The sequence below is a fragment of the Niveispirillum irakense DSM 11586 genome (assembly GCF_000429645.1).
GTDB lineage: Bacteria > Pseudomonadota > Alphaproteobacteria > Azospirillales > Azospirillaceae > Niveispirillum > Niveispirillum irakense.
Window position 1 is genome coordinate 94325 of the sequence record NZ_AUCG01000003.1, and the last position, 19167, is coordinate 113491.

The window sequence follows — 19167 nt, forward strand, 5'->3', positions numbered from 1 at the left end:
GACGGTGCCGGACAGCCTTGTTGCACGTCTTGAGCTGCCATCGCCGGGCCTTGCGCTGCTGCTGGGCCAGGTGCGCCGGATGTGGCTACTGCTTGTCCTGTCGCCGGTCCTGGGGCTGGTTCTGGCGGCGGGTGCGCTTCACGTCTTCATACCCCAATATACCGCCAGCATGGTGGTGGGGCCGACGGGGCGTTCCGGCCCGGTTGGGATGGGGCTGCGGGTGCCGACAGCCAACCCCGTCGCGGCCCGTGGTCTTGCCGAACAAGGCACGCCGGAAGAACTGATCTCCGATTTCTCACGCTATCTGGCGCTGCTCACCTCTGTTCCCGTGGCGGAAAGCCTGACAGGGGATGAAGCCTTGATGCGCCGCCTGTTTCCTGCCGACTGGGATGAACAGGCGCAGCAATGGCAGCCGCCATCAGGGCTCGGCGCGCGGCTGACCCAGGGGCTACGTTGGCTGGCTGGGCAGAAACCATGGATGAGGCCGGATGCCGTCGATCTGTCACGCCATTTGAAACGGTACCTGGTGGTTGATCGGGTGGGAGAGGGGCCGTTGCGCCGCCTGAGCTACCGGCATCAGGACCGCGATTTTGCAATGGCCCTGCTGGCCCGCCTGCATGCGGCAACGGAAACCCATTTGCGCGTGGAGGCCCAGCGACGGTTACGGGCGGAAATGGGGCATGTCGGCAAAAGACTTACGACCCTGTCCAACATGGATAATAGCCGCGCCTTGTCGGGCTTGGTGGCGGAGCAGGAGCGGGTGCTGCTGATGCTGGATGTGGGGCTGCCCTATGCCGCCGATGCGTTGGAGACACCGTCGGCCCTGTCGCTGCCGGACTGGCCCAATCCGGTCCTGATGCTGCCGACGGGTGCCGTGGCTGGCCTGACCCTGGCCTTGTTCTTTATCGGTGTTCGCCATGGCTGGCGGCGGGAATAGCGGCATGGATACCGCAACAGGCCCCATTCCCGTCTCTGTCATTGTGATGACCCGTAATGAGGCGGCGAATATCGCGGCGTGTCTGGCATCGCTGACAGCGTTCGATCAGGTGGTGGTGGTCGATAGTGCTTCCCAGGACGGGACGGATAGTATTGCCTGCGCAATGGGGGCTGAACTGGTGCCCTTCCTGTGGAATGGCCATTATCCCAAAAAAAAGCAGTGGTCGCTGCAATGGCCGGGACTGCGCCATCCCTGGGTCCTGCTGGTCGATGCCGATGAAAGGGTGCCCCCGGCGCTGGCGGCTGAGATCCGGGACCTGATGCGCCATCCGCGCGAGGAAGGCGCCTTTTTCCTGTCCAGTCGGCCGGTCTGGTTAGGGCGCACGCTGCGCCATGGCAGCCCCTACCGCAAGATCGCCTTGATGCACCGGGCGCGGGCCCATTTTCCCGTCTGCGATGATCTGCATGTTGCCACCATGTGGGAGGTGGAGGGGCATTATCAGCCGGTAGTGCAGGGCCCTGTGGGGCGGCTGCGCCACCCTTTCCTGCATGATGATGGCAAGCCGCCATTTGCCTGGCTGGAGCGGCATAACCGCTATTCTGATTGGGAGGCGATGCTGGGCATGGGCCATGCGGCCCGACTGGCGGGGGAACGGGGGTCCCGGCGGTGGGCAAAGCATCTGCTGCGTATGCTGCCTTTCCGGCCTGCCCTTGTTTTCCTGCACAGCTACATTCTGTGCCTGGGTTTTCTGGATGGGCGGGCCGGGCTGCATCATGCGGCGGCGCGCGCCTTTTACTATTGGCAGATCGGTTTTAAGCGCGATTGGCTGGCTGCCCAGGGGCAAGCCAGCCAAGCAAGGTACCGCATCGACAATTCCGCCATGGCAGAGCAGACGGAAAGGGCCTGACCTGTCATCCCTGCGCCAGTCGGCGAGGATATCAAGGTCAAGATTCTGGCCTTGGTATCAGGCGTCCTTGCTGCCTTCGCTATTGTCGCCAGCCAGGGCCTTCACGAGTTCAAAGGTGCGGCGGCGGACATTCTCTTCCGGAATGCGGTAATAGGCACGCACCAGTTCCAGCGTCTCGCGGCGGGCCATGGACTCGAATTCCTGGGTCTCGCTCTGTTCTTCCACTTCGGTTTCCATGTCCTGCACCGGCAGGTCATCGAAGAAGAAGGTCACCGGCACGCCCAGAACCTGGGACAGGTTGAACAGGCGGCTGGCGCTGATCCGGTTGGCACCACGCTCATATTTCTGAAGTTGCTGGAAGGTGATGCCAACAGCTTCGCCCAGCGTCTCCTGGCTCAAGCCCAGCAGGGTGCGGCGCAGACGCAGACGCTGGCCGACATGGATATCAATCGGGTTGGGGCCTTCGCCACGCTTGGACAGAGAATAAGGCTGGGCGAGGCCTGACTTGGCAGCAAGCTTACGATCAAGCATCAGAAACTCCATGAATGCATTAACCTTAGGTATAGGGATTTCGGGCTTGGCGTCAAACACCGCAAATTGTATAGGCCCATCCACCTATAGGTGCTGATGTCGTACCTATTTACAATTTTAAGCAATTTTTACGGGCTGCAAGTTGTGTAAATAGTAGGGCGCGCGAGCGAATTATGGTTAAAACCTTCTTATTGGTACCGTCTGAACCGGCCGAAGGCATATAGCTTCGGTGATAGATGGCGCAGGTTTTCTGCGACAGTTTGAAGCATGGTAATTGCGAAAAAAATCGGAGTTGGAAACGAAAAATGTATCTCGCGGATACGTTTTTGTTCTTCCCGCCCCAATGTCGCATGCCGGCGCGACAGGCCGCCGGGGGCGAAGGCGGCGATAATGACGGATAATTGGACGATCCGTTGTGCCCTGCGCAGGGCATCCAGGGTCACTGCATAATCGCCGGCAATGCGATAACCCTGGTCGAAGCAGAGGCCGGCAAGCAGCGTCCGGCGATAAAGGATGGCGCAATGATGCGCCGGCATCCCATAGAAGGCCCAGCGCCAATGGCGCGCCGGTTTGCATCGGGGCTTGCCGTCCCCAGGGTCTTCGATGGAATCGCCATAAAGGATATCGGCGGCCCCCACCCCCGTCATATGGGGGATGAGAGCAGCGAGCACCCCCGGCCCTGCCAGCCGGTCACCGGCATTCAGGAACAGCAGATAGGTCCCCCGTGCCTGCCGCATTGCCCTGTCCATCCCGGCGAAAGGGCCGCCATCCGGACGGCTGTCCAGCCAATCCGGTCTAGGGCCGGGCTGGTCCAGTACCGAAAGGGTGTCATCATCGGAGCCGCCGTCGGCAACCAGCCATTCATAGTCGACCGGCCCTTGGGCGGTGATGCTGGCCTTTGTTGCCGCCAAGCCGGCCGCATCGTTGCGGACGACAGTGATGATGCTGATCAAAGGCGGTTGATCGGCGGGTGCGGGCGTCATTGGCGGATACTGGCAATGGCGGCGGCGGAAAAGGCGATCTGGCTCAGGATCGTTGTCAGGCTCTGTGCCAGGGGCAGGATCTCCAGCGGTTCCGCATCGCGCGGCACCACCAGCATGGCGCCCGGCGTAATGGCGAGCCGTCGGTGGCGCAGGCCCCGCCCGGACAAAGGCTCGGCGCTGCCATCGGGATGGATCAGGAAGATGCGGTCATCATCGGCAAAACGGGTCAGGCCGCCGGCCTCCCGCAGATAATCATCCGCGCTTTTGCGTGGGTCGAACAAAAGCGAGGCCGGTGACAGCACTTCGCCCGCCACGGTCACGGTCAGGGGACGCTTGGGCATGAAGATGCGGTCGCCGGGCTGGAGCATGATGTCCAGTTCTGGCCGCTGGGCCAGCCTGTCCGGATCGGTCTGCACCGTGATCCGCCCCAGGGTGGGCGCGGTCCGCAACTCGTCCGATAATTGCCGGACCAGGGTGACGCGGGCGGGGTCGGGCGGGTTCTTGCCGCCCAGCATCTGGGCCAGTTCCCGGTCCAGTTCGCGTGCCGCGCGGCGCAGGCCCTCTTCCTCCGTCAGGCGGGCGCTTTCACGGGTGAAGATGGCGCCGGCCGGATAGGCATAGGGTGTCAGGCCCCCCGCCCGCATCAGCAGGGCGGACAGTTTCTCCCCCGGTACCAGATCATAGGTTCCGGGTTGCATCACCTCGCCGGCCAGCAGGATGCTGCGCGCTTCCTGCGGGCGGCGGGCCAGGGCGACCCTGACCGATTCGCCGGGCTGGATAAGCCGGTCTGCCGCCACGCCACCCGGCACAGGCTGGGGCGTGGCGGCATCATGGTCATCGGCGGCGGGAATGATTTCCACCTGCCTGTTATCTGCTTCGGGGCGCAGCCCCCCGGCTGTGCGCAACAGCAGGGCCAGTCCCACCGGGCCGGCAACGGGATAATCCCCCGGATGGCGCACACCGCCGCGCACGCCGATCAGCCCACCCGCCAGCAGGTCGCGCTGGGCATGGGTGAGAGAGGGGGTGGATGGGGTGGGACTGGCATCGGGTGCATCGGGGGACACTGGTTCCGGTATCGCAGCCGGTGCCGTTGCGGGCGCCGGCAATGGCGGCGGCAGGGGAGCAAAGGCGGCTGCCACCGCCTGACGTGACAGGATTGTCACGCGGTCGCCGTCGCGCAGGCGCAGGTCGAACCGTCCTTCCACCACCGCGACGGGAGAGAAAATCTGGCTTTGCGCATCCAGCCGGTTTTCATCCACCCGTTCCAGCAAGGCGGCCAGGCCATAGGCATCCTGGGGTAAAGCAGCACCGTCGGTCAGCAAGGCGCGCAGCGTGGGGGCCGTGCGCAAGCTCCGCCGCCCCGGTTGGCGCACTGCGCCGGCCAGAAGCACCCCATCGCCCCCCAGATCGACGATCAGGCCGGGGCCAATGGTCCCGGCCGCATGATCCAGACCTTCCACTGCGCCTGCCAGGGGGGCGATGGCAGCCAGATCGGCGTCCGCCGTCACCGGGTAGGGTCCCGGCCGCAACACACCACGGCGGAGCAGGGCCGCGTGACGCAGCAGAAAAGGCAGCAGGTCCGGTTCCGTCTTGAACAGGGCGGGGCAAGGCATGGGCGGCCCGGCCATTCCCCTTGCCGCAAGGGCGATGGGGCCTGCGGCCAGGGTGCCCTGGGGGTCGGCGGCAACGGCGGCGGTCAAGGCTGCGAGGCCAGGGCAGACGGCATCTTCCATATCCTCCCCCGCCGTGCCGGACAGACGGGCCAGCACCGGCCCGCTGCGCAGAAAGGCGATATCACCGGCGGTGAGCAGCACCAGCCGGTCACCGTCCTGCGTCTTTTGCCGGTCGCGGCCCGCCAGCAGCGACGCCAGATCGACCGGCCGCATCTCTGGCGCGCCACCCTGATCGGTCCGGCGCAGCAGCACGGCGAAAGGGCGGTACAGGTCGGGCGGCAGCGTATCGGGCGTTACCAGGGCGGACAGGGCGGCGCCCGGCGGCAAGGGGCGCGGGCCCGCCTGATCCACCGGGCCGGTCAGGCCGGCGGCGCCGGTCAGCGGCCCGCCATCGGGCGCATGAATCAGGATATCGCCGTCGCGCAGCGGTACGGGCGCCATGGCTGTAATGGCCAGGGCCTGCTGCGTGCCATCCCGGGCATAGCGCAGCAGGGTGGAACTGTCCGTTCCCGGTCGCAAGGGACCGCCGGCCAGGGCCAGCAATTCCCCGCTATCGGCTGGCCAACCGGCAGTGGGTTGGGCGGGCAGTTCATAAATACCGGGCCGCTTGACCGCACCGGTCACCGCCACCGTTTCCCCGATGGGGGGAACCAGCAGCCGGGTCCCTTCCAGCAGGGGCAGGGCGGCCCCGCCGCCGCCTTCTTCCAGCAGGTCATAAAGGTCGATCAGGGTCTGGCTGCCATCGGGCGCGATCATGCGGATGGCGCGCAGGCTGCCGCCGGGCTGCACACCGCCGGCTGCCATCAGGGCATCCAGGGCGGTGGCGAAACCGCTCAACCGATGCCGTCCCGGTCGGGGGACATCACCCAGCACCAGCACGCCGATCTGCCGGGCGGCGGCCAGGGACAGAAAGGTCCGGGTCTGGAGATGGGCATCGGCCATCGCCTGTTCCACCTCTGCCCGAACATCCCCCAGCGTGCGGCCGGTCGCCACGATCGGGCGGATATCCTCAATGGTGATGGTGCCGTCGGTGCCAATGCGATGGCGGCTGGTCCGGCTGATCTGACCCCGTAGGATCAGCGTCAACTCATCCCCCCCACCCAGCCGGTAATCATCCGGCACGGCGCCCAGAATCGGGGCGTCCGGGCTGCTGCTCCCCCCGAAAATTCCATAACCATGCAGAGACAGGGCCATACCGGCCCGGTGGCTGAACAGGGTTTCCAGCCGGCTGGGCGGTGCAGTTTCCCCCAACGCTGCCGTTTGACCGGTGGCGATGGCTATCCAGAGATAAAGGATGATCCCAGGAAAGACGCGTTTCAGCATAGGTCCGGCAGATATCTATCTGCTCAAACTTGTAATCGCTGAAAAATATGCAATCAATAAGATATTCTCGCCGGCAACACCACTCCATGGCTGTGGGGGTGTTGCCGGCTTCCGGGTCGGTGATCAGCCGTGGCGCAGGCTGCCATCCAGCGACAGGATGGGGGCGTAGAGCGAAGGGCGGCGGTCGCGGAAGACACCCCAGCCGGTGCGGGTGCGGGCCACCTCATCCAGGTCAAAGCGGGCGGTCAGCACGGCCTCCTCATCCCGGCCGGCCTCGGTCAGTTTTTCCCCCTTCGGGCCGGCGATGAAGCTGGAACCGTAGAAGGTGATGCTGCCCGTGTCGAAAACCTCCCGCCCGATGCGGTTGCTGGCGATCAGCGGCACCAGATTGGCGCCGGCATGGCCCTGCATCACGCGCTGCCAATGGTCGCGGCTGTCCAGGCTGGCATCCTGCGGCTCCGATCCGATGGCGGTGGGATAGAACAGCAGTTCCGCCCCCTGCAGCGCCATCACCCGGGCTGCTTCCGGGAACCACTGGTCCCAGCAGATGGCGGTGCCGATGCGGGCATAGCGCGTCTGATGCACCTGGAAGCCGGTATCGCCGGGGCTGAAATAGTATTTTTCCTGATAGCCCGGCCCGTCGGGGATGTGGCTTTTGCGGTAGATGCCCAGGATGCTGCCATCGGCATCGATGGTGGCCAGGGAATTGTAATGGGCATTGTTCGCCTTCTCGAAGAAAGAGAGCGGCAGCACCACTTCCAGTTCCCGCGCCAGATCGCACATGCGCTGCAACAGCGGATTGCCCTCCGCCGGGGCGGCCAGCTCAAAATATTCCGGCTTCTGGTCCTGGCAGAAATAGGGGGTCTCGAACAGTTCCTGGATCAGGATGATCTGGGCGCCCTGCGCGTGGGCCTGACGGATCAGGGCTTCCGCCTTGTCCACATTGCCGGCGCGGTCCCAACTGCACGCGAACTGGGTCGCGGCCACGGTCACCTGTCGCATCTGTCGTCCATCCTCAAAAGCGCATGGGGAAAGAAAAGGGTTGGTGCCACCATAGCCAAGCCCGCCCCCGGATGCCCAGCCCGATCCGGGATATTCCCCTTCTGATCGCCATGACCCTTTGGTGACAGAAGGTAATCAGGCCATGCGGTTGCGCAGGCGCAGCACCAGCCACAGGAAAAAGGGTGCGCCCAGCAGGGCCGTGGCCACACCCAGCTTCAGTTCCGCCCCCGGCCCGCCCAGCCGCACGGCCGTATCGGCCAATAGCAGCAATGCCGCCCCGCCCAGGGTGGAAAGCGGCAGCAGGCGGCCCGGCCTGTATCCTGCCAGCGGGCGCAGCAGATGCGGCACGATCAGGCCAATAAAGCCGATGGCACCGGCCACCGCCACCGCCGCGCCGACGGCCAGGGCCGTGCCCACAATCACCCGCAGCGCGATAAGCCGGGTGGAAAAACCCAGGGAGCGCGCCGTCTCATCCCCCAGCGACAGGGCATCCAGTCCCCGTCCGACCGAGAGCAGGGCCAGCGTGCCCAGTGCCATGAAGGGGGCGGCCACCTGCACATGGGCCATGCTGCGGTCGGCCAGCGACCCCAGCATCCAGAAGACGATTTCCGACAGGGCGAAAGGATTGGGGGACAGCGACAGGGCCAGGGAGGTCAAGGCTGCCGCCAGACTGCTGATGGCGACGCCGGCCAGGATCAGGCTCAACATCCCTGATTGGGAGCCGGCCAATATATAAAGAAGCAGCACGGCCAGCATGGCCCCGGCAATACCCCCCAGGGGCAAGGCCAGCGGCCAGATCAGGCTGACCCCGCTATAGAAGGCGATCACCGCCCCCAGGCCGGCGCTGGCCGACACACCGATCAGCCCCGGTTCCGCCAGCGGGTTGCGCAGCAACCCTTGCAGTGCAGCCCCGGACAGGCCCAGCACCCCGCCGATGAACAGGCCCAGCAGGGCACGGGGCAACCGGATTTCGGCAAAGATGATGGCCGCACTGCCATCACCGCCGCGCCACCATTCCATCAGGGCCAGACGCGGTGAAATCGCACTGGGCCCCACGGACAGGGAAGCGGCGAAGGCCAGCAGCACCAGCAGGCACAGCAACGGGATCAGCCAGCGATTGCTCATGCTCATGGTTCGGCCTGTGGTGAAGGAAGGGGGGCGGGACGCAGGGCCGCCAGCCGCGTCACGGCTTCCGCCGCGAAGGGGCCGCCGCAGGTCCAGAGCCGGGCGGGCAGGTCCACACGCCGGTCCGGGGGCACGGCAGCGGCAAGAACCGGATGGGACAACAATTGACCGGCCAGTGAGGGGCGGGCTTCTGCGCCAATATTGGCGATCAACAGGTCGGGCGGGTCGGCGGCCAGGGTTTCCAGCGCCAGATAGCCATAGCCCGCCAGCCCCTTCTCCGCTGCGTAATTGCGCAGGCCCGCCGCCCGGATCACCGCATCATGCAAGGTGCCACTGCCGGCGGTGAAGGCGCCGGTCGTCATGTTCAGGATGCGGGGGCCGGGCGCCGCATCAACCGGGGGCGTGGCGGCTGCCAGTTGCGCATCCATGGCGGCGATCAGCGCTTCCCCCGCCGCCACCCGGCCCAGGGCAGCGGCCACCTGCCGGGCCTGGGCGCGAATCATGTCGAAATCATCCGCCAGATCGATTTCCAGCACTTTCACGCCGCGCGCCTTCAGCAGGGCCACCGTCGGGCGCGCCGTGTAGCGTCCGGCCAGGACCAGATCGGGGGCAAGTGGCAGCACCTCCTCCGCCGTGCCATGGGTCAGCGGCAGGTCGCCGACCTGCTGCCACAGGGCGGACAGATCGGGATCGACGGCCAGGCTGGACAGGGCGGCGATATGGTCGCGCGGGGCCAGCAGCAGCAGCCATTGATCGGTGCAGAGATTAAGCGAGACGATCCGCCTCGGCGCTTCCGCCTTTACGGTTGTGGCAAGTGCCATAAACAGTGCCACAACAATGACAAACAGGCGGGCGATCAGGGATTGTCCGGTTCGGGACGGCACTTTGTCATCCTTTTGGACCGGGGACGCGGGCGCGATCCTATGGTTGACTTATAGCCAGCAGCCAAGGGCGACGGCAATGGAGGTGGAGATGGCATATCACCCCCGGATCGGCATTACTGGCAGCGCGGGCACGGGCAAGACCACCCTGGCCGGCCAGATCGCTGCCGCCCTGGGCGCCCCCCTGGTGGAAGAAGCGATGCGCCGCCGGCTGGAGCAGGGGTTCGATTTTCACCAGATCGACCGTGCCGCCCATCGCGCCCTGCTGGCATCGGAGGCGGAAGATCTGGCCCGTCTTCTGGCTGCCCCCAACCCGCGGGGGCTGGTGACGGACCGCACGCCCCTGGATATGGCCGCTTTCTGGCTGTCCAACGGCTATGGGATGGATGATCCGGCGGCGACCGAGGCGCTGCTGGCCCGCGCCATCTGTGCCATGGCGGATTACGATGCTGTGCTGCTGCTGCCCTGGGGGGGATTGCCGCTTGAAGCGGATGGTATCCGCAGCGCCAATCCCTGGCTGCATCTGCATTTTCAGACAGTGATGGAAGGGCTTTGCCGACGCTGGCTGGCGCCAGACCGTTTCTTCATCCTGCCGGAAAGCGTGAAGGGCCGGGGAGCCCGACTGTCCTGGGTGATGGACCGGTTGAACATGGCGGTGGCGGCCTGAGGTTCGTTAGCCTTTGACCGGGGATCAGGCGAAATCCTCGTCATCCGCATCTGGTTCCGGCAGGGCGGCACCCTGCACATTGGCGCCGGTCATATCGGCGCCGCGCATGTTGGCTTCCAGCAGATTGGCGGCGCGCAGATCCGCCTGACGCAGATCGGCCCCGGACAGATTGACCCCGCGCAGCGCGGCCCGGGTCAGGCTGGCCTGGGCCAGTTTTGCATTGGACAGGTTGGCCGGCCATTTACGGCCGGTGCCGCGCCCGTTCGGCCCCTTTATCTCCACCGATCCGATCTTGGCCGAATCGAGCTTGATGCCGGTCATGTCGCTGCCGCGCAGATTGGCGCCATCCAGCGTGGCCCCGGTCATGTCGGCATATTGCAGGCTGGCCTGGGACAGATCGGCCATGATCAGCAGGGCGTCGCGCAGCTTGGCGCCGGAGAGGTTGACGCCCTTCAGGTTGGCGCCGCCCAGATTGGCGCCGTTCAGATCAATATGGGACAGGTCCTGGCCTTCCAGGTCGGCCCGTTCCCCCTTGGCCCCGCTGGAGGTGATCCATTGCTGATGCGATGACAGGATGCGCTGGATGGTGGCAGAGAAACTTTCCGCCGACCGGCTGAAATTGGCGCCCAGCATATCGACATTGCTCATGTCGACCCCGTCCAGGTTGGCGCCTTCCAGGTCGGCATTGCGCAGATTGGCCCCGGCCAGCACGGCCCCTGTCAGGTTGCAGTCGCGCAGCCTGGCGCCGGCCAGATTCGCCCCGCCCAGATTGACACCGCGCAGGTCGCTGCCGGTGAAATTGGCATTTTTCAGCACCGAGCGGGCCAGATTGCATCCGGCCATCTGCGCCCCGGCGCAATCAGCCCCTACCAGCGAGCATTCCGACAGGTCGGCCCCGGCCAGATTGGCGTTGGACAGGGTCGCGTCATCCATCTCCGCCCCACGCAGGTCGGACGGTTCCATTTTTACCGATCCGGGGCTGCGGCGGTCCAGCAGCGCCCCGCCGCGCAAATCGGCCCCCCGCAGGCTGGCGCCCTTCATCCGCGCACCGCGCAGATGGGCGCCCCGGAGATCGGCATTGGTCAGGTTGCAGTTGGTCAGGATGGCCCGGTTCATCCGGACGGCGAACAGGTCCGCGGCCGTCAGGTCGGCACCGGTGAAGTCGCACTCTATCAGGTTGGCACCTGACAATTTGCAGTTCTGCAGATTGGCGCCACTGAAATTGTGGCCTTGCAGGTCCGCCAGCGCCAGCATGGCCCGCGCACCGCCGGTCAGCCGTTTCAGCCAGCGTTCATGCTTTTCAATAACGGCGATGAGTTCGTGTGGGGTCATGATGGGGCACTTTGATGAACTTTCTTTGAAACTGCCACATTCGCCATGACATGTGTTAGACGCTTCGTAGAAATTTGTTCTTTCCCAGCGGACTTTCCACCGGAGTTTTCTCGTGGACGACAAGATAAACCCGATCCCGACCCGCCATATCGTCACTGCCTATGACGAACAGTTGGGCATTCTTCATGGCTATGTCCGGGAGATGGGGCGCCTCGCCGTCGCCCAGATCAATGATGCCATCACGGCAATGATCGGTCGCGACCCCGATCTGGCCGGTCGCGTCATGGCGCGGGATGAGGCGCTGGACACGCTGGAACGTCAGGTGGAGGCGCAGACGGTGCGCCTGCTGGCGCTGCGTCAGCCGGTGGCCAATGATCTGCGCGTCGTCATTGCCGGCATGCGCATTTCCAGCAATCTGGAAAGGATCGGCGATTTCGCTGCCAATATCGCCAAGCGCAGCCTGACACTGGATACCCTGCCGGAAGTGGCGCTCTCCGCGTCCATGCAGCCGATTGGCCGCGCTGTGGCCGATATGCTCTCCCAGGTCATGGAAGCCTATGACCAGGATGATATTGAATCCGCCCTGGCCGTGCGGGCGCGGGACGAGGAGGTCGACCGCGCCTATACTGCCCTGTTCCGGGAATTGCTCACCTATATGATGGAAAGCCCGCAGCGCATTACCGCCTGCACCCATCTGCTGTTCGCCGCCAAGAACCTGGAACGTATCGGCGACCATGCCACCAATATTGCCGAAACCCTGTGCTTCCGTATCCAGGGCCAGCAGGTCCAGGAAGAACGGATCAAGGGTGACGCCACGGCCAGCCTGACCGAGCTCTGATCTTATCCATCCGCCTCGCTGCCACCACCGATGGATGCCATTGAAGGGTGACCATCGGTGGAATAATGTGGTGCCCACACCATATGGATGACCTGTTGCCGTCAAGAGCAGGTGATCGGAGCGGGGATGGAAGACGCCTTTACCCTGGTGCCCTTATCCGACTCGCAGGAACCCCAGGCGCCGGATCTGCGCTTGCTGCGTGGGCTTTGGCAGGGGGGCAGGCCGGCAGAAGGCAGCATGGCGGTTGCAGCCGTGCTTGAAGCCAGCCTTACCGATGCCATGCATGAGGTCATATGGTGGATGGATCTGGGCGCCATCGCCCCCGATGGCCAGCCGGGTTTTATCTGCCGCTATTTCGGTCCCCATATGCGCCAGCTTTACGGCATTGATCCGCGGGGGCTGGAACTGATCCATTTTTTGCGCCAGCCTTATATGGCCCGGGCCATCGCCATCCTGCGCGCTGTCGCACGGACAAGGCTGCCCCACCGCTTCACGTCGGAAACCTCGGTTATTCCCGGCGCCCCGCTTTATGATGTGGAGGCGCTGGCCCTTCCCGTGGGGGATGGGCAGGGGCATTTGACGGGTGTGGTGGGCGCAACCATCGTTCGCCCGCTATGAGCAGGGCCTGACACGGCTGGGCTGGCACGCGGGTTGCTTCTCCTCCGATGCGCCCCTTTTCCTGCGCCGCCCAGAAGCCGGAACCTGCCCATGAACCCGCGACGCCTCTCCCCTTTCCCATCTTCCCCCGCGATCGGGCGGCGACCGCGCGCCATGGGGCTTTTGTTGGCGCTGGGCTTGGCGGCTGGGCTGGGGCTGGGCGGCTGTACCGCGCGGCCCATGGCCGTAGGTGTGGCCATGAAACCCCAGCCTCTGCTGCAATCAGCCGGTCATTGGCAGGTGGTGGCGGAAGATGTCGCCTCGGCAATTTCCGCCCATCTGGAAAAGCAGATGGGCAGGAAGGTGCCGGTCCAGGTCTATATGATGCGGCGGTCGGATACATTGTTTGCCGACGCTTTCATCAGCGCGGTGACGACGCGGCTGGTTCAGAAAGGCCATGCGGTGGCCGTGGATGCCCGACCGGACGTGGTGGCGGTGGGCATTGATGTGCTGACGGTGAAAAGCAACGGGCCACGTCTGGCCGCAAGTCCCGTTCCGGGCCCCATCACCCTGCTGGCGGCGGGGGTCGGCGTGGCATCGCTGTTGACCGGGGGCGATCTGGCGAAATTCCCCTGGGGCATATCGGCTGGTGTGGCGGCGGCAGGCTGGGAAACACTGGCCGGCAACCGGCCGCCAGAAACCGATACGGAACTGATTCTGACGGTTTCCATCGCGCAGGAAGGTTTTTTCACCTTCCGCACCAGCGCGGTCTATTACGTCAATGCCGAGGATCTCGGCCATTATAACGGGATCGGAGGGACGGGGCCGGGCGGCTACGCTGATCTGAACAGCGCACCGCAAGGCACGGTCAAATATGATCTGGCGGGAAATCCCTACATCATCCGCTGAAGCGGGGAGGGAAGCGCCGCTGGTGCCGGCTGTCAGGATTGAACTGACGACCTACCGCTTACAAGGCGGTTGCTCTACCACTGAGCTAAGCCGGCAAACCAGGGGCTGCGTACCGGCTGCGGGAAGGTCTCCCGCAACCGGGCCGGGACATTAGCGCCGACGAGCGACCTCGTAAAGGGCTACGGCAGCAGCATTGGAAACATTCAGGCTTCCGACAGGCCCGCCGGTGGGCAGACGCACGATCTCATCGCAGCGTTCGCCCGTCAGGCGGCGGATACCTTCCCCTTCCGACCCCAGAACCAGGGCCGAACGGCCGGTCAGATCCACCTCATGCAGGTGGCGCTTACCCGACTCGGCAAGGCCCACGGACCAGAAGCCGGCAGCCTTCAGATCGTCGATGGCGCGGGCCAGATTGGTCACGCGGACCAGGGGCACGGCCTCTACGGCGCCCGATGCCGTCTTGGCCAGGGTGCCGGTGACGGGCGGGGCGTGGCGATCCTGAACGATCACGGCCTTGGCGCCAAAGGCGGCAGCCGAACGCAGTACGGCGCCGACATTATGCGGATCGGTCACCTGATCCAGCACGACGACCAGCGCCTGCGGGTCGTTGGCGGCGGCGATGCAGATGTCCTCGATCTGCACTTCCGGCAGCGGGGCGCAGGACAGCGCCACGCCCTGGTGTACGGCACCCGGCGGCAGCAGCTTGTCCAGGTCTTCCTTTTCCACCAACTGCGGCTCGGGACGGTCCAGTTCTTCCTGCGAGGCCTTGTCGAAGGCGCTGTCCAGCGCTTCCAGCCCGGCTTCGGTCACGAACAGGTCACGAATCTTGCGGGTGGGGTTGACCCAGGCGGCGGCAACGGCATGCACACCATAAAGCAGGTTATGCTTGTTGAGCGCCGGACCGGTGCTGGCGCGCAAGGGGGCGGCATCTTCCAGGCCCAGTTCCTCGGCGGCGGACATCGGCCGGCCAGGGTTGGACCGGGCCGGACGACCTTCGCCGCGCGGCGGACGCGACGGTGCACCATCGCGGCTCTGGCGGACCGGTGCCCCATCGCGGGGCGGCCGGGTGCCGGGACGGGTGTCCTCACGGCGGGGGCCGCGCTGGGGCCGGCGTTCATCCCCCTGCTGCTCGCTGCGCTCACGCGCAACACGCGGGCCGCGTGCGGGCCGGTCATCATCGCGCGTAAAGCTCTTGGCCGCGCGAGGGCCCTTTGCGGGCGCGCCGGGCTTGCCGCGACCCGTGTCACGGCCGGTGTTGGAGGGGCCGCTTTTGCCGCGGCGATCGGATTTGGAGGAGGGGGGTCGGTTTCTCATAGGCGCACTCTCCGTCAAACACGGGTTTTTCACCAGCCACGAAAAAATCTGATGGGGTGTGTAAGAAAGTCATTGACGGAAATTTCTGAGCCTTTATAACCCGCCCCCGTTCCGGCCGCGGTCGAGAACGGCACCGAGGAAGGGTGGCCGAGTGGTTAAAGGCAGCAGACTGTAAATCTGCCCGCATAGCGTACGCTGGTTCGAATCCAGCCCCTTCCACCAGTTCAGGCGCGCCTCAGATGATGGGGCGCGCCGTTCTGCTTGAGGTGACGTTGATGCCCCGGGCGAAACAAACCCGTGCGGGTGTAGCTCAATGGTAGAGCAGAAGCCTTCCAAGCTTACGACGAGGGTTCGATTCCCTTCACCCGCTCCAACGTTTCAAGTTCTCCACGACCCGGCGTCTTTATAGACGGATCAGGCAAGGGCACAGGATACCATGGCGAAGGCAAAGTTTGAGCGGACGAAGCCGCACTGCAACATCGGCACGATCGGCCACGTTGACCACGGCAAGACGTCGCTGACCGCGGCGATCACCAAGGTTCTGGCCGAGAAGGGCGGCGCGACCTTCACCGCCTATGACCAGATCGACAAGGCCCCGGAAGAGAAGGCTCGTGGTATCACGATCTCGACGGCGCACGTTGAGTATGAGACGGACAACCGTCACTACGCGCACGTGGACTGCCCGGGCCACGCCGACTATGTGAAGAACATGATCACCGGTGCCGCCCAGATGGACGGCGCGATCCTGGTCTGCTCTGCCGCTGACGGCCCGATGCCGCAGACCCGCGAGCACATCCTGCTGGCGCGTCAGGTTGGCGTTCCGGCGCTGGTCGTGTTCCTGAACAAGATGGATCTGGCCGATCCGGATCTGGTGGAACTGGTTGAGCTGGAAGTGCGCGAGCTGCTGTCCAGCTACGGCTTCCCGGGCGACGATATTCCGATCGTGAAGGGTTCCGCGGTTTGCGCGCTGAACGACACGAACCCGGAAATCGGCCGTGACGCGGTCCTGGCCCTGATGGCCGAGGTTGACCGTTACATCCCGCAGCCGGAGCGTCCGGTTGACAAGGCCTTCCTGATGCCGATCGAAGACGTGTTCTCGATCTCCGGTCGCGGCACCGTGGTGACCGGCCGCGTTGAGAGCGGCATTGTGAAGGTTGGTGAGGAAGTCGAGATCGTCGGTATCCGTCCGACGACGAAGACGACCGTCACCGGCGTTGAAATGTTCCGCAAGCTGCTGGATCAGGGCCAGGCTGGCGACAACATTGGCGCGCTGCTGCGCGGCACGAAGCGCGACGATGTGGAGCGTGGTCAGGTTCTGGCGAAGCCGGGCTCGATCAACCCGCACACGGACTTCGAAGCCGAGACCTACATCCTGACGAAGGAAGAGGGTGGCCGTCACACCCCGTTCTTCGCCAACTACCGTCCGCAGTTCTACTTCCGTACGACGGACGTGACCGGTTCGGTGACGCTGCCGGAAGGCACCGAGATGGTGATGCCGGGCGACAATATCCGCTTCGCCGTGAAGCTGATCGCCCCGATCGCCATGGATGAAGGCCTGCGCTTCGCCATCCGCGAAGGCGGCCGCACCGTCGGCGCCGGCGTCGTGTCGAAGATCGTCAAGTAAGGTCCGTCCCCTCGGGGAAGGACAGGGGAGGCCGCCATCCTTCGGGGTGGCGGCCTTTTCCTATTTATAGGGAGGCCCGCCTCGGCTGGTTTCCCTGGAATGCGGCGGGCGCAATGATCCAATGCGGCAAAACCTTGAAACCAGAGCAATCTGGTTGTTGCTTTGCCGACGCATCTGCGCTATCTACCCGCACTCCCGAGGCTGGCCGGCCCGGTGATGGATTATGTTTCATCATCATGCTGGTTAGGGTCGGGCGCGTAGGAGTGTAGCTCAATTGGTAGAGCACCGGTCTCCAAAACCGGGGGTTGGGGGTTCGAGCCCCTCCACTCCTGCCATCCTTCACCGGATGGCACCTCGCCGAAGATCGGCCCCTTAGCCGATGCCCGTGCCGGGGAGCGCAAGCCGGGTCGTTCGCAATCAGGAATGATGGCTATAGCCGCCATGGCGAAAACAAGTCCCGCAGAGTTCTTGCGCGAGGTGCGCCGTGAGGTCGCCAAGGTCTCTTGGCCGACGCGGAAAGAGACGACTGTCTCCACCATCATGGTCTTCGTCATGGTGATCATGGCGTCCATCTTCTTTCTGGGGGTGGATCAGATCATCGGTTTTGGCATCCGCCTGATTCTGGGGATTGGGGGCTGATCATGGCGATGCGCTGGTACGTCGTTCACGTTTATTCCGGCTTCGAGAAGAAGGTCGCCCAGGCGATCCGCGAGAAGGCGGCCCAGAAGGGTCTCGACGAGAAATTCGGCGATATCCTGGTCCCGACCGAAGAGGTTGTGGAAGTGCGCCGCGGCGCCAAGGTCAATTCCGAGCGCAAGTTCTTCCCCGGCTATGTTCTGGTGAAGATGGAGCTGGAAGACGAGACCTGGCATCTGGTCAAGAATGCGCCCAAAGTGACGGGTTTCCTGGGCGGTGGCGGCAAGCCGCAGCCGATCTCGGAAACCGAGGCGCTGCGCATCATGAACCAGGTGCAGGAAGGCGTGGAGCGGCCCAAGCCCTCCATCACCTTCGAGGTGGGCGAGAGCGTCCGGGTCACGGATGGTCCCTTCACCTCCTTTACCGGCCTTGTCGAGGAAGTCGACGAGGACAAGTCCCGCCTCAAGGTCGCTGTGTCCATCTTCGGGCGCGCCACCCCGGTGGAACTGGAATATACCCAGGTCGAAAAGATCTGATCCCATTCCGGCCGGTGCCTTCGGGTATCGGCCGGTCTTCATGCGTGGGAGGTCGGGCCCCAAAAGTCCAGGGGCCGCCGCACCACGCGATCCCATGATGGGGCGGCCCGGCTGCCCTGTCAGTTTTTGAGGATTGAGCCATGGCGAAGAAAATCGTCGGTTACATCAAGTTGCAGGTTCCGGCCGGCAAGGCCAACCCGTCGCCGCCGATCGGTCCGGCGCTGGGTCAGCGCGGCCTGAACATCATGGAATTTGTCAAGCAGTTCAATGCGAAGACGGCCCAGCTTGAGCAGGGTATGCCGATCCCGGTCGTCATCACCGCTTATGGTGACCGTACCTTCACCTTCGTGACCAAGACCCCGCCGGTGACCTACTTCCTGAAGAAGGCCTCGGGCATCACCAAGGGTTCCGCCACCGTCGGCAAGTCCGCTACGGTCGGCAAGGTGACCACCAGCCAGGTCCGTGCCATCGCCGAACAGAAGATGGTCGATCTGAACGCGAACGATGTGGAAGCTGCGATGAGCATGATCATCGGCTCCGCCCGTTCCATGGGTCTCGAAGTGGTGGAGGGCTGATAGATGGCCATCGGTAAGCGTCTGAAGAAGGCCAATGCCAACGTTGACCGCAACAAGTTCTACGCCCTGGGCGAAGCTGTTGCGACCGTCAAGGGCAACGCCACCGCCAAGTTCGACGAAACCGTCGAGATCGCGCTGAACCTGGGCATTGATCCGCGTCACGCTGACCAGCAGGTCCGTGGCATGGTCGTGCTGCCGAACGGCACGGGCAAGACCGTCCGCGTCGCCGTGTTCGCCCGCGCTGGTGCCAAGGCTGAAGAAGCCAAGGCCGCTGGTGCCGACATTGTCGGCGCCGACGATCTGGCCGAGCAGATCCTGGCTGGCAAGATGGATTTCGACCGCTGCATCGCCACCCCGGACATGATGGGCGTGGTTGGCAAGCTGGGTAAGGTGCTGGGCCCCCGCGGCCTGATGCCGAACCCGAAGCTGGGCACCGTGACCCCGAACGTCGGTGAGGCTGTCAAGGCTGCCAAGGGCGGTTCGGTTGAGTTCCGCGCCGAGAAGACCGGTATCGTCCATGCCGGTGTCGGCAAGGCCAGCTTCACGGCTGAAGCCCTGGAAGAGAACGTCAAGGCTTTCGTCACCGCCATCAACCGTGCCAAGCCGACCGGCGCCAAGGGCACCTATATCGAGAAGGTCTCGCTGTCCTCCTCGATGGGTCCGGGCCTGAAGGTCGATGTGGCCGGTCTGGTTGCCGCGCTGAACGGCTAAGACCCCGATTTCCCTTCATCCGGTTTCGGCCGGATGAAGGGCTGGGTTCCAGCGCGCTTTATGCTG

Annotated in this window: 19 protein-coding genes and 4 tRNA genes; 14 read left to right on the forward strand and 9 right to left on the reverse strand. The window is 64.6% G+C overall.

Annotated features, from left to right (window positions below; translation table 11 throughout):
* The first annotated feature begins 4 nt into the window (after positions 1-4).
* Positions 5-937 carry a hypothetical protein gene (locus G473_RS0101875; protein ID WP_154667215.1) on the forward strand — a complete coding sequence of 311 codons (933 nt, stop codon included), beginning with the start codon at positions 5-7 and terminating at the stop codon, positions 935-937.
* A 4-nt stretch (positions 938-941) separates the two neighbouring features.
* Positions 942-1844 carry a glycosyltransferase family 2 protein gene (locus G473_RS24575; protein WP_051329782.1) on the forward strand — a complete coding sequence of 301 codons (903 nt, stop codon included), beginning with the start codon at positions 942-944 and terminating at the stop codon, positions 1842-1844.
* A gap of 57 nt (positions 1845-1901) precedes the next feature.
* Here G473_RS24575 and G473_RS24580 read toward each other — a convergent pair whose 3' ends face one another.
* The 6 genes from G473_RS24580 to G473_RS0101910 all read right to left on the reverse strand — a co-directional run bounded on the left by G473_RS24580 (position 1902) and on the right by G473_RS0101910 (position 9365).
* Positions 1902-2375, reverse strand: a complete 474-nt coding sequence (locus G473_RS24580) for a helix-turn-helix domain-containing protein (RefSeq protein ID WP_035705058.1) — start codon at positions 2373-2375, stop codon at positions 1902-1904.
* Between the two features lie 188 nt (positions 2376-2563).
* Positions 2564-3358, reverse strand: coding sequence for a glycosyltransferase (locus G473_RS0101890; protein WP_029011711.1), 795 nt, complete (start codon positions 3356-3358; stop codon positions 2564-2566).
* Entirely contained in the window at positions 3355-6354 is a 3000-nt protein-coding gene (locus G473_RS0101895; RefSeq protein WP_029011712.1) for an SLBB domain-containing protein, read from the reverse strand. The genes G473_RS0101890 and G473_RS0101895 overlap by 4 nt, the downstream gene beginning before the upstream one ends.
* A gap of 123 nt (positions 6355-6477) precedes the next feature.
* Positions 6478-7356: an N-carbamoylputrescine amidase gene (aguB, locus tag G473_RS0101900; RefSeq protein ID WP_029011713.1), complete on the reverse strand. Its 879-nt coding sequence runs from the start codon at positions 7354-7356 to the stop codon at positions 6478-6480.
* A 135-nt stretch (positions 7357-7491) separates the two neighbouring features.
* Positions 7492-8481: a FecCD family ABC transporter permease gene (locus tag G473_RS0101905; protein WP_210163204.1), complete on the reverse strand. Its 990-nt coding sequence runs from the start codon at positions 8479-8481 to the stop codon at positions 7492-7494.
* A 2-nt stretch (positions 8482-8483) separates the two neighbouring features.
* A complete protein-coding gene (locus tag G473_RS0101910; RefSeq protein WP_051329784.1) occupies positions 8484-9365 on the reverse strand; it encodes an ABC transporter substrate-binding protein in 882 nt (293 codons plus the stop codon).
* 88 nt (positions 9366-9453) lie between these two features.
* On the opposite strand from G473_RS0101910, the gene G473_RS28865 reads away from it, so the two are divergent.
* Positions 9454-10029 carry an AAA family ATPase gene (locus G473_RS28865; protein WP_161630927.1) on the forward strand — a complete coding sequence of 192 codons (576 nt, stop codon included), beginning with the start codon at positions 9454-9456 and terminating at the stop codon, positions 10027-10029.
* 24 nt (positions 10030-10053) lie between these two features.
* On the opposite strand, the gene G473_RS0101920 is transcribed toward G473_RS28865, so the two are convergent.
* Positions 10054-11361: a pentapeptide repeat-containing protein gene (locus G473_RS0101920; protein WP_029011716.1), complete on the reverse strand. Its 1308-nt coding sequence runs from the start codon at positions 11359-11361 to the stop codon at positions 10054-10056.
* Positions 11362-11473: 112 nt separating this feature from the next.
* Here G473_RS0101920 and phoU point away from each other — a divergent pair, with 112 nt between their 5' ends.
* The 3 genes from phoU (at position 11474) to G473_RS0101935 (ending at position 13705) form a co-directional block, all read left to right on the forward strand.
* Positions 11474-12199: a phosphate signaling complex protein PhoU gene (phoU, locus tag G473_RS0101925; RefSeq protein WP_029011717.1), complete on the forward strand. Its 726-nt coding sequence runs from the start codon at positions 11474-11476 to the stop codon at positions 12197-12199.
* Positions 12200-12325: 126 nt separating this feature from the next.
* Complete coding sequence (locus G473_RS0101930) at positions 12326-12817, forward strand: PAS domain-containing protein (protein ID WP_029011718.1); 492 nt, start codon at positions 12326-12328, stop codon at positions 12815-12817.
* Positions 12818-12907: 90 nt separating this feature from the next.
* The gene (locus G473_RS0101935; RefSeq protein ID WP_154667216.1) at positions 12908-13705 is read left to right on the forward strand and encodes a hypothetical protein; all 798 of its coding nucleotides are present in this window, start codon (positions 12908-12910) and stop codon (positions 13703-13705) included.
* Positions 13706-13725: 20 nt separating this feature from the next.
* Here G473_RS0101935 and G473_RS0101940 read toward each other — a convergent pair.
* Positions 13726-13800, reverse strand: a tRNA-Thr gene (locus tag G473_RS0101940).
* 55 nt (positions 13801-13855) lie between these two features.
* Positions 13856-15019 carry a 23S rRNA (guanosine(2251)-2'-O)-methyltransferase RlmB gene (gene rlmB, locus G473_RS0101945; RefSeq protein WP_084437574.1) on the reverse strand — a complete coding sequence of 388 codons (1164 nt, stop codon included), beginning with the start codon at positions 15017-15019 and terminating at the stop codon, positions 13856-13858.
* Between the two features lie 137 nt (positions 15020-15156).
* On the opposite strand from rlmB, the gene G473_RS0101950 reads away from it, so the two are divergent.
* The 8 genes from G473_RS0101950 (at position 15157) to rplA (ending at position 19101) form a co-directional block, all read left to right on the forward strand.
* Positions 15157-15241, forward strand: a tRNA-Tyr gene (locus G473_RS0101950).
* Between the two features lie 77 nt (positions 15242-15318).
* Positions 15319-15392 (forward strand) — tRNA-Gly (locus tag G473_RS0101955).
* 63 nt (positions 15393-15455) lie between these two features.
* Positions 15456-16643 (forward strand): elongation factor Tu, encoded by a 1188-nt coding sequence (gene tuf / locus G473_RS0101960; protein ID WP_029011721.1) that lies wholly within the window; start codon positions 15456-15458, stop codon positions 16641-16643.
* 259 nt (positions 16644-16902) lie between these two features.
* Positions 16903-16978: transfer RNA gene (locus tag G473_RS0101965), tRNA-Trp, on the forward strand.
* Between the two features lie 106 nt (positions 16979-17084).
* Positions 17085-17282 carry a preprotein translocase subunit SecE gene (gene secE / locus G473_RS0101970; protein ID WP_029011722.1) on the forward strand — a complete coding sequence of 66 codons (198 nt, stop codon included), beginning with the start codon at positions 17085-17087 and terminating at the stop codon, positions 17280-17282.
* A gap of 2 nt (positions 17283-17284) precedes the next feature.
* Positions 17285-17815, forward strand: a complete 531-nt coding sequence (gene nusG / locus G473_RS0101975) for a transcription termination/antitermination protein NusG (protein ID WP_029011723.1) — start codon at positions 17285-17287, stop codon at positions 17813-17815.
* A gap of 140 nt (positions 17816-17955) precedes the next feature.
* A complete protein-coding gene (gene rplK / locus G473_RS0101980) occupies positions 17956-18390 on the forward strand; it encodes a 50S ribosomal protein L11 (RefSeq protein WP_029011724.1) in 435 nt (144 codons plus the stop codon).
* Positions 18391-18393: 3 nt separating this feature from the next.
* On the forward strand, positions 18394-19101 hold the full coding sequence (gene rplA, locus G473_RS0101985) for a 50S ribosomal protein L1 (protein WP_029011725.1): 708 nt from the start codon (positions 18394-18396) through the stop codon (positions 19099-19101).
* Positions 19102-19167: the final 66 nt, after the last annotated feature.